Annotated in this window: 7 protein-coding genes; 2 read left to right on the forward strand and 5 right to left on the reverse strand. The window is 41.9% G+C overall.

All coding sequences use genetic code 11. The annotated features are described in order from the left end of the window. Positions 1-358: 358 nt before the first annotated feature. Positions 359-1,747, forward strand: coding sequence for a dipeptidase (locus tag LV83_RS03055; protein WP_111610038.1), 1,389 nt, complete (start codon positions 359-361; stop codon positions 1,745-1,747). Positions 1,748-1,792: 45 nt separating this feature from the next. Next, positions 1,793-3,889, forward strand: coding sequence for a protein-disulfide reductase DsbD family protein (locus tag LV83_RS03060; protein ID WP_111610039.1), 2,097 nt, complete (start codon positions 1,793-1,795; stop codon positions 3,887-3,889). Here the strand turns inward: LV83_RS03060 and LV83_RS03065 are convergent. From LV83_RS03065 to LV83_RS03085, 5 genes are all read right to left on the reverse strand, one after another. Then, positions 3,886-5,163 carry an alginate export family protein gene (locus tag LV83_RS03065; protein ID WP_111610040.1) on the reverse strand — a complete coding sequence of 426 codons (1,278 nt, stop codon included), beginning with the start codon at positions 5,161-5,163 and terminating at the stop codon, positions 3,886-3,888. The genes LV83_RS03060 and LV83_RS03065 overlap by 4 nt on opposite strands. Before the next feature lie 182 nt (positions 5,164-5,345). Then, positions 5,346-6,788, reverse strand: coding sequence for a rubredoxin (locus LV83_RS03070; protein ID WP_111610041.1), 1,443 nt, complete (start codon positions 6,786-6,788; stop codon positions 5,346-5,348). Between the two features lie 207 nt (positions 6,789-6,995). Then, on the reverse strand, positions 6,996-10,520 hold the full coding sequence (locus tag LV83_RS03075; protein WP_211320446.1) for a nitrate reductase: 3,525 nt from the start codon (positions 10,518-10,520) through the stop codon (positions 6,996-6,998). 101 nt (positions 10,521-10,621) lie between these two features. Next, positions 10,622-12,046, reverse strand: coding sequence for an MFS transporter (locus LV83_RS03080; protein WP_111610042.1), 1,425 nt, complete (start codon positions 12,044-12,046; stop codon positions 10,622-10,624). A 309-nt stretch (positions 12,047-12,355) separates the two neighbouring features. After that, positions 12,356-13,018, reverse strand: coding sequence for a response regulator (locus tag LV83_RS03085; RefSeq protein ID WP_111610043.1), 663 nt, complete (start codon positions 13,016-13,018; stop codon positions 12,356-12,358). Positions 13,019-13,071 lie beyond the last annotated feature (53 nt).

A 13,071-nucleotide genomic window follows, 5' to 3' on the forward strand; every position in this document is an offset into this window, starting at 1 on the left:
TTATTTTTTCACCGCAAAGAATTAAAGATCTTTAAAGCTATGTTTTCTATAATTCTATGTGGTTGATTATTTTAACCATATAGAATCATAGGTCTCAAAACCTAGAATTCGTACTCGATCTTCATGGCCGAGCAAACCTAACTTTGATGACTTAGTGGTAAATATTCATTGACCACAAAGTAGCATAGCGAACAAAGTTTGATGATATGTTTTCAATGTTTCAATGTGCTTTATTTTTTTGTCACTATTCAGCTTCTCTCGTTCATACGGTCTTCGCTACTGACAATTACATTTTTAAAATAGGCATTTCAGGCTGAAAAGGATAATTTTGGGGCTTTACTAAATAATCCCCAGATATATGGCTGTTAATGATTTTATCCGTGACAATAAAGATCGCTTTCTCAATGAATTGTTGGATTTGCTCCGCATTCCATCGGTAAGTGCTGATCCCAAATTTAAAGATGATGTTTTTGCAGCAGCTGATTTTGTAAAGGAAAGTCTGGAAAAAGCGGGAGCAGACTTGGTGGAAATCTGTCAAACCAAAGGCTATCCGATTGTTTATGGTGAAAAAATCATTGATCCTGCCTTGCCAACAGTCTTGGTGTACGGGCATTACGATGTTCAGCCTGCTGACCCTTATGAGCTTTGGGATTCTCCTCCTTTTGAGCCAGTGATCAAAAAGACAAAAATTCATCCTGAGGGGGCAATTTTCGCCCGTGGTTCGGCGGATGACAAAGGACAATTTTACATGTATGTGAAAGCTTTTGAAGCGATGATGGCTTCGGGAGATTTGCCGTGCAATGTCAAGTTCATGATCGAAGGTGAGGAGGAAGTTGGCTCTGATAATTTGGACAAATTCGTCATTGAGAATAAAGAGAAATTGAAAGCAGATGTCATTTTGATTTCTGATACGCATATGATTTCCATGCAAGATCCTTCCATTACAGTTGGCCTTCGCGGCATGGCCTATATGGAAGTGGAAGTTACCGGTTCCAATCGTGATCTTCACTCAGGTACTTACGGAGGCGCTGTTGCCAATCCGATCAATGTGCTTTGCGATATGATAGCCTCTATGCAGGATGAAAATAAGCACATTACGATTCCAGGCTTCTACGACAAAGTGCAGGAGTTGACTGCTGCGCAAAGAGAAAGACTGAATGAGGCTCCTTTTGACCTTAATGAATACCAGGACAAGTTGGATATAGCTGATGTCCATGGTGAAAAAGGCTACACGACTATAGAGCGAGTGGGGATTCGTCCTACGCTGGATGTCAATGGAATCTGGGGTGGATATATAGGTGAAGGAGCAAAAACTGTTTTGCCATCAAAGGCTAATGCTAAAATTTCCATGCGCTTAGTGCCTGATCAGGACTGGCGAGAAATCGCTGAGTTATTTGAGAGTCACTTCAAGTCTATCGCTCCGAAATCCGTGAAGGTAAAAGTGAAAGCTCATCATGGCGGTGCTCCAGCTGTTGTTTCCGATTCTTCTGTTGGATACAAGGCTGCAGAGGCTGCAATGGAAGAGACTTTCGGGAAAAGACCAATTCCTACACGTGAAGGTGGATCTATTCCTATCGTTGCTTTGTTCCAAAAGGAATTAGGTTCGGATCCGATTCTGTTTGGTTTTGGTCTGGACACGGACGCGCTGCATTCACCTAATGAGCACTACGGTGTGAAAAATTACTTCATAGGGATAGAAACTATCGCCGCATTCTTCCGTCAGTTTAGAAAACTCTCCGACAAATAAATCCACCTATTGCCCCAATTCTCAATTTATCTCTTTTCCAACTTCATGACTAAAGCCAAAGGAAAATCAGGAAAATTACTGCTACTGGCACTGCTTTTCTTCAGTTTCTATGCTCAAGCACAGATTATCGCTCCACCAAAATGGTCGATTTCAGTTGAGCCAAAAAGTCTTGTGCAAGGTGAAGAAGCTACTTTGGTGCTTGAAGCCCAAATCCCAATCGGATGGTATATCTATGCTAATGATTTTGATCCGAATCTAGGGCCAATTTTGGCGACCTTGAAACTGGATAATCCAGCCGGATATGAATTAAAAGGTGATTTCACAGCCATTGATTCTAAGACAAAGTATGAGGATATCTGGGAAGGTGACGTTAAGTATTTTATTGGAAAGGGGAGGTTTGAGCAATCTTTTGTCCCTATAACTACTTCAGGAAAAATCTCAGGAACTTTAGAATATCAGATGTGCTCTGATGTGACAGGGCAATGCATAAATTATGATCTTGATATAGAGATAGATTTCGAGGCTAGTGAGGCTGCTATAACCTCAACGCCTTCAGAAAGTGAAAGTACAGGTCAAGCAATTGATACATTTTCTTCTTCTGATTCTGAAACAGAGGATTCTCCTTTTGGTATCCAGGAGAATCAGGTTGATGAGCCGGTCGCAAATTCTTCTGAACCTATTGAAATTATTCCAATTCAGGAAAATGAGTCGCTCTTTGGTTTCATGGTGTTGGCTTTCTTGGCTGGACTGGCCGCATTGTTGACTCCATGCGTGTTCCCAATGATTCCAATGACCGTGAGCTTTTTCACTGGCAGAGCAGGAAACAAGGCAACGGGAATAAGAAATGCGATCATTTATGGTTTGTCAATCATTGCTATTTACACGATTGCGGGCACGGCAGTTGCAGCTATCCAAGGACCAGAGTTTGCCAATTGGTTAGCCACGCATTGGCTTCCAAATCTCTTTTTCTTTGGGATTTTTATCTTTTTCGCTTTGGCTTTTCTAGGCATGTTCGAGATTACCTTGCCTTCAGGATTTGTCAATAAAGTAGATGAAAAAGCTGAAAAAGGTGGTCTGACGGGCATTTTCTTTATGGCGTTCACCTTGGTGTTGGTGTCGTTTTCCTGTACTGGCCCGATCGTGGGATCGATTTTGATCTCTTCAGCTGGCGGAGAATTGCTTAAGCCAATCTTGGGAATGTTTGCTTTTTCTCTGGCTTTCGCTATTCCATTTACGCTATTCGCTATTTTCCCAGAATGGATGAATCGCCTGCCAAAGTCTGGTGGCTGGCTGAATTCAGTGAAAGTGGTTTTAGGTTTCTTGGAACTCGCATTAGCATTCAAATTCCTTTCTATAGCTGATTTGGTTTATCATTGGGGAATTCTTGATCGGAATATTTTCCTGATCATTTGGATTGTGATATTCAGCGGATTAGGTCTTTACCTTTTGGGCAAAATCCGCCTTCCACACGATTCACCAGCGGATACCATTGGAGTTCCACGTTTGCTTCTGGCATTGGCAACTTTCATGTTTGTCCTCTACATGATTCCAGGTTTGTTTGGCGCTCCTTTGAAGTATCTAAGCGGATACCTGCCTCCTATGTCCACCCAGCAATTTAAAATAACTGGGGGCCTAAGTACTGATGCTGGAGAAAGCATCCTTGGTGAACCTGTGAAATATGCGGACATCCCGCTGGAAATACCTCTCGGGATTCAGGGGTATTTTGACTATGAGCAAGCAATGAGGGCTGCAAAAAAGGCAAATAAGCCTCTCCTCATTGACTTCACTGGACATGGCTGTGTGAACTGCCGAAAGATGGAAGAAAATGTCTGGGTAGACCCTCAGGTATTAAAGCGACTTAAAGAGGATTTCGTTATGGTAGCACTTTATATAGACGAGCGATTGGAGCTTCCAGAGAGCGAATGGTACACTTCAGAATACGATAATAAAGTCAAGAAAACATTGGGAAAGCAAAACGCAGATTTTCAGATTTCCCGCTTCCAAAATAATGCGCAACCTTACTACGTGATCTTAGATCATAATGAAAATCTCCTTGCTCAGCCTAAAGGGTATGAAACAGATATTCAGGAATTTGTTGAGTTTTTGGATGAGGCAAAGCGAGAGTTTGAGGCGAGGGATTAATCCTCCTTAAATCTATAAGTCAACAGTCTAGGATTGACGATCAGCTGTACCCAGCCCCAGTTATTGGTGTTTTCAGAGCTGACACCGCCTTTGATCGCGCTCATACTTTCTGTTGCAAATAGTTGAGAATAGCCCACATTCATTTTTACATATTTTCCGAGAGTGTTACCATAAACCAAGTCAAGCTCTGTACCTAGGTTTTGCGATAGATCGTTTGCCATTTCTGCATTTGAAAAGAATACGTGAGCATTTAAACCAATTGTTGATTTCTCCCCAGTTGGCAAAGCTACTTTTCCATAGACATCATTCAGTCCTACGTTATTGGCGTGATTTCCTACATAGAAATAATCCATATAGCCATTGAATTTGTGGTTTGTACCATAAAGTGGGAAGAAAGACTTATTCTTATCCTCACCAGCTTGGTCTGTCCCACTGAGAGACTCAAAGCCCGCGATTAGTGTCACTTTTCTTATTTTATATTTTGCCTCAAGCATATACTGGTACGCACTCAGATCAGTGGTGGCATTGGCCATTCCGGTCTGCAAATAAGCTGAACCCGTAATAGTAAGGGTAGATAATGGAAAGGTAAAGTATGTTCCTGTCGTCTGGCGGTAGTAAAGTCCGTCCGTCTGAGGGACAGGGGCGCTAGTGTATTTCTGGAAACCATTATTCATAAAGAGAAAGCTAAACGATGCCTTATCCCAAGTCTTGGTCAAGTGGGCCATTTGCATGGTTTTATAGGAGAAAAATCCAGTAATAGCGTAATCACTTCCGATAGTCTTTTGATCCTCCTGATTGTAGGCAAAAGCTAAATCCAGCTTGAATTTATCCTTCGAATACTGGATCATCGCGGCATCATGAAATCTTCCCTGCATAGCCCAATCCACTCCCCCGAGGATACGCTGATCATCGTAAGATATGACTTGTCGGCCTAGTTTGAGAGCCCAGTTTGGTGTAAAAGAATAGCGCAGCCAAGCCTGAAACAGCCCAAAAGAATCATTGCCATCAGCAGCACTGAGTTGCTGGGTATCGCCCCAGGTACTTACGTCCTGTACACTTAAGTAGAGGCTTAGCTTTTCGTCCTGAAAACCCATGTTGAGCCTGGATCGCTGTGTCACAAATGCAGCTGCCTTGGCATCTGTTGGAAAAAGGTTTCCAAATCCGTGGCGATATTCAAACCGAGGACGTATATCCGCATCCAACGTGAATTCCTGAGCGATTGCAACTTGATAGTATGCTACGAAGGCAAGTATTAGCGTAAAAATCTTTTTCATAGTTCGAGTGTTAGTGGTTAAATCTCGAACCAAATATAAGTATAAATACTTATAAAAATCTAAATACAATACGTATAAAAACTAAGTAATTTTAAGAGTGAATTTCAGTATTCTATTTTTTGCCAAACAATTATATTTTCCCGTCTGATCGCTGCGACTGTTTCCTGATCACTCAAAACTTCCTAATCCACCTGCTTTTCAAAAGTTATTTTCACAAACTTTGATTTAGGTGCTTCGCAAAGGGAACATAGATAGCTTTCAGGTAAAGCCTCAAATGGAGTTAATGGAGCAATGTTTTGAACCAAATCTCCAAATATCGGATCATAAACTGTGAGACAATCTGAGCATTGATAGGCTTCAGTTTTTACAGTTTCTTTTGGCGTAGTAAGTTTTTTCGAACCCTCAGGTTTTTTTCCCAGCTGCTCGAAATACATCTTGCTCAACTCAATCAAAAGCCCCGGAAGTTCTACCTTATCCACTTCCTGTACGTAGACAATGTATTGCTGTGTGTTTGGATCAAAGTTTTTGGCATAAAGCAAATTGTACGTATTTCGGATTTTGATGCCTTTCAATTCTGCTGGTGGCTGATTCTTCTCTATGATGATGGAGGTGAAATAGTATGCTTTCCTCGTATAATCAGTGATTCCAAAAGTAAGTCCGTAAGTACTGATATCTCGCTTGTCGAAGTTGTCAACTAGGTATTCCTTGAGCTTGAGTGCTGATTTATTATTGACCGGAAGGTGCCAATTCAACTCCAACATGGAATGACGCACATTTATACCGTAGCGACCAAGCAGCCTTTCCCATTCGATCTTTGTGTTTTCAGGTATGCCTTTGATGATGATGGATTTCCAAGGTGTAATGGATATTTTCCCGATTTTACTGTCTGCACAGAGATCGCAAAGTACCTTCAAAAAGTCGGTATAGTATCTATTATTTCTCCAATACAGCCCCAACCAGTAGCGGTCATTTCCAACTCGGTTTATGCCCTCATAGTATGGAAACGGGTAAAATGGCACTTCCAACGGGCTATCTACTGTGCGGTTGTTTGAGTCCACCGCTTCATTTACCAACTCAAACAGAAACTCCACATCGGCTGGTTCCTCCTTCAAAAGGTCCTCAATTGCAGCAGCGACTTTTGCCATATCCCAACTGTAAATAAGCGCTGGATACATCATGGTATCTTCCCATTCAGGCAAGCGAGCATACAGGTACCAGTAGTCCTCATGCTCTGAGGCAATGAAATTTAAGTGACCTGTAAACAATGGCACTAAGCGTTGCTTTGGATCAGTGATGTTGATCTTCAGATTTGGTTGGACTCTGAATTGCTCCAAAATGTACAAGTATCGATCGCTGGTAAGCCATGGAGTATTTGGGAAAATGTCAGCGGACACATAGGAAGAAACAATATTTTCTGCCCCGATTTCTTCGGGAGATACCAGCTGAAATTTATTTTGAGGATCAATTTCTAGTGAATCATCTTCTTTGATGAAAAGAATGTCCTGACGAGAGCCCAGAGAAATCGTGTCCAAACCAGCACTTTCTGCCAGTTCCAAAATCTGTTTTAATTCAGCGGGTGATAGCACTCCGCCTTTAACTACAACTCTTGAGAATGTCTGTTTCATCTGTTTACTTTTCAATGGTCAGATAGCCCTGTCCGGAACATGTTGTCCTACCTATTGACGTATTATTTTTTTCAGCAAATTGTGTCAGTCCGAGCGGAGTCGAGGACAATAATTTTCTTAAATTTAAAAGAGCCTTCGACTTCGCACAGGCGGACACCATAATCTCACTTTTTTATATTCTAAATTTTTATTTCTGAGGGGGTGATTTCATACCAACACCTTTGATTGGTGAAGTATTTCCCTCACTTCCGTTTTGCAACTTCCGCAGCCTAGACCAGCACCAGTTTCCTGACATAATGCGGTGAAATCCGTACATCCGCTGGCAATTGCTTCCTTGATATTTCCTTCACCTACGCGGCTACAGCTACATACTAATTTTCCGATAACTGGCCGTGTATCAGAAGATCCCATTAACAAGGATTTTCTTTTTTCAGAAAGTTCAATTTTGTTTTCGATAAGGGATTTGAATTCAGCAAATTCATTTTTGTCTCCCATCAAAACTGCACCTATAAGCAGATCATCCTTTACGATACATTTCTTATAGTAACGACGCTTCATGTCTGTAAAAATGATTTCCTCGTAGCTATCATCATTTTCTGGTATGATGATATCCCCAATGCTGCACAGTTCCAAATCCTTGAATTTTAGAATATTCATCAGTACGGATCCTCCATAAATACTGCTGACATCTCCGGCAATGTAATTGGCTAAAACCATGGCCTGCTCTTCAGCTGCTGAGGTAATACCAAACAACTGATTCTCGAATTCCGCAATCTCGCCAATTGCGAAAATGTTGGGATAATTGGTTTGTAAATGCTGATTCACTTTGATTCCACGTCCGCATAGGATGCCATTATCTCGTGCGATTTTAATATTTGGCTGCGTACCAATTGCATAAACAACCGCATTGGCATAAATTATTTTTCCGCTTTTCAGTGTGATAGAAAGTGATTTTTGTTCCTCATCGTCGAATACTGTGCTCACTTCATTGTCGAAATAGACGTGGATTCCGCGCTCCTGCACATCCAGAGAAAGTAGTTTGCTTGAAACTTCATCCAGCTGCCTTTCCATCAGTCGGGAGGCACGCTGCACAATGGTTACTTTCACGCGATTATGCTGCAAAGCTGCGGCAAGCTCCAGACCCAGCAATCCACCACCAATGATCACCACATGTTGATTTTCAGGAGGTAATTTGGTAGAGTCAAGGTAATCTTTGAATCGATCTGCGTCAATTTTGCTTCGCATGGTAAATCTTCCAGGCAAGTCTAACTGCGCATCTTTTGGGATAAAAGCTCTGCTTCCTGTAGCTAGAATTAGTTTGTCGAAGGGGTATTCTTTTCCATTATCGTCAACTACCACTTGCTTCTCAGGGTCGATCTTATCTATCGATAGTCCGGTATGAAGAGAGATTTTCAGTTTTTGGAGCTCATATTCCTTGATCTTCTGAAGTTGCTCCCAAGTCAATTCTTCCGTTACATATTCCGGCAAAAGCACCCGATTGTAAAATGGGTGCGGTTCTTTGGAGAAGACATGAATTTGATCTGATTCATTGTGCTCTCTATAATTTTGGATAAAGCGGAAAGCTGCAGCACCGGCACCCACTACCACGATTTTCTCTGGGGCTTTTTTGTACTTGGAAACGGATACCGTGGTGAATTTGAAATCCGGTTCCTTGGACTGTGGATCGACAACGGTTTTTGTCAAGTTATTCGCTCGATTGAGATCGCTTTGCAGTTGCTTTCCCCAATGCATTGGGAGAAAAACTACGCATTCTCGTATGCTATTAGATAATTTCGCTTTAACTCTAACTATTCCATTTTTACTTTTTACTTCCACCACATCTCCATCTTTTACCTTGTCCAGATAGGCATCAATAGGGTTGATTTCCAAAACTGGGCTAGGGTAATGCGTCCGAAGCCTCGAAACTTTCCCCGTCTTAGTCATAGTATGCCATTGATCACGGATACGGCCGGTAGTAAGAATTAGCGGGTATTCCTTGCTCGTTTTTTCAGAAGTGTTCTCGATCTGAGCTGGTATATTAAAGATTGCTTTTTGAGTTGGCGTGTAGAATTTATTATCTGCAAAAAGTCGGGGAGTTCCGAGGTGTCTGTATTCTGGAACAGGCCATTGGAAAGTTCCTTCACTTTTCAATCGATCGTAATTCAAGAAAGAAATATCGATGTTTGTGCCTTTGGTCATCGCACAATATTCCTCGTAGATTTCTTCGGTATTGTTGAAATTGAAACCTCGGAAACCCATTCTTCTGGCGAAATCACAAAGAATCTCTACATCGGGTCTTGCTTCTCCCGGAGGGTTGATGCCCTTATTCAGGTAGGAGATTCTACGCTCTGAATTTGTCATGGTTCCTTCTTTCTCCAACCAGCCAGCGGCAGGTAGTACCAAGTCTGCGTATTCCAGAGTATCTGCTTTGTGCGAGATATCCTGAACGACGACGAATTTGGCGTTCTTCATTGCCTTCTCGATTCGCTTGGAGTTCGGCAAACTTACCATAGGATTGGTGCAAATAATCCAAACGGCTTTCATCTCGCCACTTTCCAGTGCATCAAACATCTCCGTCGCAGAATAACCTGGTTCGGGAGAAATCTCATTTACGCCCCAGAAATTCGCCACTTCTTGACGATGCACTGGATTATTCAAGTCTTTGTGAACAGCCAGCAAACTCGCCATTCCGCCTACCTCACGTCCACCCATTGCATTGGGTTGTCCCGTAAGAGAGAAGGGGCCATTTCCTGGCTTTCCGATTCTGCCGGTCACTAGCGAAAGATTCAATAGAGAAAAGTTCTTATCTGTACCGATGGCGCTTTGGTTGAGTCCCATCGCCCACATGCTGATAAAACCTTTCGATTCCCCGATGATCTCAGCTATTTTTTTAATGTCATCCACTGAAATTCCACAAAGTTTAGAAGCTTCTTTCAACGAAGTAGCCATCACTTGCTTGCGGTATTTCAGGTAATTCTCAGTGTGTTTTTCTATAAATTCCTTATCCGCCAATCCTATATCTATGATTCTCTTGCCAATGGCATTGTAGAGAATGATGTCAGTGCCAGGAATTATTTGTAGGTGGATATCTGCGAAAGAAGCGGAGTCGGTCTTACGGGGATCCACTACTATGATCTTCACATTCGGGTTTTTCTCCTTATGCTTTTCCAGTCTGCGAAAAAGGATAGGGTGACACCAAGCAGGATTTGCACCAGCAATTAAAAAAGCATCTGCCAATTCTATGTCCTCGTAGGAAATTGGAACTGAATCCTCACCAAAGGTTTTTTTGTAGGCGACCACCGCCGAACTCATGCACAAGCGACTGTTTGTATCGATGTTATTTGTTCCCAAAAAGCCTTTTGTGAGCTTATTGGCGATGTAATATTCCTCTGTCAGACACTGGCCTGAAATGTAAAAGCCTACACTTTTTGGACCGTATTTTTGGATCAAAGACTTGAAAACTCCCGCGGCTCTATCGAGACCATCATCCCAACTCACACGCTCCCTAGGATGTGACCTGCTCCATCGCATTTCGGGATAAAGAATTCTATCTGAAGTGTCATTGACTACGTAGTGTAGGTTCATGCCTTTGGAGCAAAGCATACCCTGATTTACTGGATGATCTTGATCGCCTTGGACTTGCACCTTGTTTTGAGCATCTACGCCAGCGACTATTCCGCAGCCGACGCCGCAGTAGGAACAAGTGGTTTTGATTTTTTTATCTAAGATCACTACTCAGGAATTACAATTGGAAATAGGTTTAGAACAAAATAGCTCATCCGCAGGACAAAGGGTCAATTGCAGAGGAGCTATTTTGGGTCTGGTGCTACAAGTTAATTATCTAATCGAACTAATTCAGGCTGCAGCTTGCTTAATTCTACTTCGGCCACTTTTTCGTCTTCAGTACTGAATCGAATGGCAAGAGCTACTACGCCAGAAATTACGATCATGCCTCCTATGATCAAATATCCTGCTGAGACGGCATTTGCAGCGGCGGCGGATTGTGCAGCGGCGGCAGCTGCTGACCCTAACCCTTCGCTTGCCAGAATTGCGGACTTTTCTGCTACTGCTGATTTGGAACTTAAGAATAGCGCAGCTAAAAAAGCTCCGAAATTCCCGCCTGCTCCCACGATGCCTGAGATGGAGCCAATTGCTTTTCTATTCACAAAAGGTACAACTGAGAAGGTAGCTCCCTCCGCCATTTGGACAGATAAGCTAAAGGCAATCAATAGAGCAAATCCTACAAAAAGTCCAGTGGCCAATGAGAACATACTGAGCATTAATCCCTCAATAATTAGAATGGCTGCGAGGAACCAAACTCTTCCTTTTAAGCCTCTCATTTTCCCAAATTTGTCGCCGAAGTATCCACCGAGCGTACGGGCAAAAATATTCATCAGCGCGAAAGAAAGCACGATATTTCCAGCGGTGATTCGTTCCAGTTGAAACGTGTTTTGCAAGTAATCATCCATTGTTCCATAGACTGTCAATTCGATTCCGAAACATGCCGCGTAAACGATAAAAAGTAACCAAACTCGGTAATCTTTAATGGCTTCGCCAAACCCAACTTTATCTTTTTTAGTAGTAGGAACTTTTACTCCTTTAGCTTCCAGTTCTTTGAAGTTGCCTTCTGGTGTGTCTTTTGTAAAGAAATAATAAACCAAGCCCATGGAAAAACAGACTATACCTGCAATCACCATGGCATAACGCCAGGCGTCTGCCTCTGCTACTCCCGCTCCAATTACTATTGCTGCAATGATCGGCATTCCCAATCTATTTGCTCCGCCGCCAAGATTTCCCCAGCCTGCAGATGTTGCGTTGGCAGTTCCTACTACATTGGAAGCAAACATTAGAGATGTGTGGACTTGTGTGATGACGAATGATGCACCGATGAATCCAGTCAAAAGTCTGCAAATCATAAACTGCATCGGTGTCTGTACCAATCCGCTTAAAACTACAGGAATGGATCCCAAGACCAAAAGCCAAGTGTAACACAGTCTTGGTCCGTATTTGTCGCAGAGTTTACCGATTAATAATCTGGCGAAAACTGTTCCCGCAACAGCCAGAACTGTGGCGTTCCATTTTTGTGAAGGAGTGAGTCCAAGATCCTTTACCACATCGGGCATGAACGGAACTATCCCGAACCATGCGAAAAAGCAGATGAAGAATGCGATAGAGGTGATCCAGAAAGTTCGGATCGGAACGGATTTAAAGTCTAGAAGATTTAACCGTGTTGCTTTGTGTGTAAGTAGTGGTTCCATAATACTTAATTTTATCTAGCATAAAAGTAAGTATAAATACGTAATTACAATAGTGAATACGTAATAAATTTAAGTAAAAAATAAAAAATCCACTTAGAATTGCACTAAGTGGATTTTTGACTACTTATATAACTGAGTATATTTTTTCTAAATTCTTTGCTTAACCGCAAAGGACAGGAAGTTTTTCGCGGAGAGCGCAGCCTAAATCCGTTTTATAATTTTGCCAAACTAGGACTTCCTAACTCTGTGTCTGAGACTGCGACTGATCACTAGGCACTTTAAATCTCCATTCTGAATTAATAAGTAATGCTAGATTAAGTTTAGCTCTCTGGATTTTGTCGTCAACTCTACCAAGTTTTTGACATTCATCTTTTTCATCAAGTTAAACCGATGAACTTCCGCTGTTCTCTTGCTGATCTCCAGTGCATCGGCGATTTCAGTATTTCCTTTGCCTTCTAAGATTAGTTCGAGTATTTGTTTTTCTCTATTGGTTAGGTTTGACAATTCCTCTGGAATACCCTCAGGTTTGGAAGATGTTTTCGTACTTCCATTGACAAAATTATTGATAATGTAGGCTGAAACATCTCCTGCGAAGAATTTCCCACCGTTTGAAATCGTATGTAACGCCTTCAGAAACTCACTTTTCGAAGATCCCTTCAGCAAATATCCATCTGCGCCAGCTTGGATTGCTTCGACTACATATTCCTCAGAATCATGCATCGAGAGTACCAGTTTTTTGATTTTTGGAAATGATTTGGTCATTTCTTTTACCACTTCCAGCCCGTTCATTCTAGGCATTCGAATGTCAACAATCAGTAAATCTGGGTTTTGAACGGCGATTACTTCCAGAGCCTCTTTTCCATCTGAAGCTTCAGCAACTACATGAAATTCATTTTCACTTTCTAATAAAGATTTGATTCCATCACGGACCAGCTCATGGTCATCAGCTAAAACTATCTTGATTGGGTTCATATGCTATTAAGTAAATACGTAGTAAAGTAACAGAATTTACGTATAAAAATCTA

Source organism: Algoriphagus yeomjeoni (genome assembly GCF_003259505.1).
GTDB classification, from domain to species: Bacteria; Bacteroidota; Bacteroidia; order Cytophagales; family Cyclobacteriaceae; genus Algoriphagus; species Algoriphagus yeomjeoni.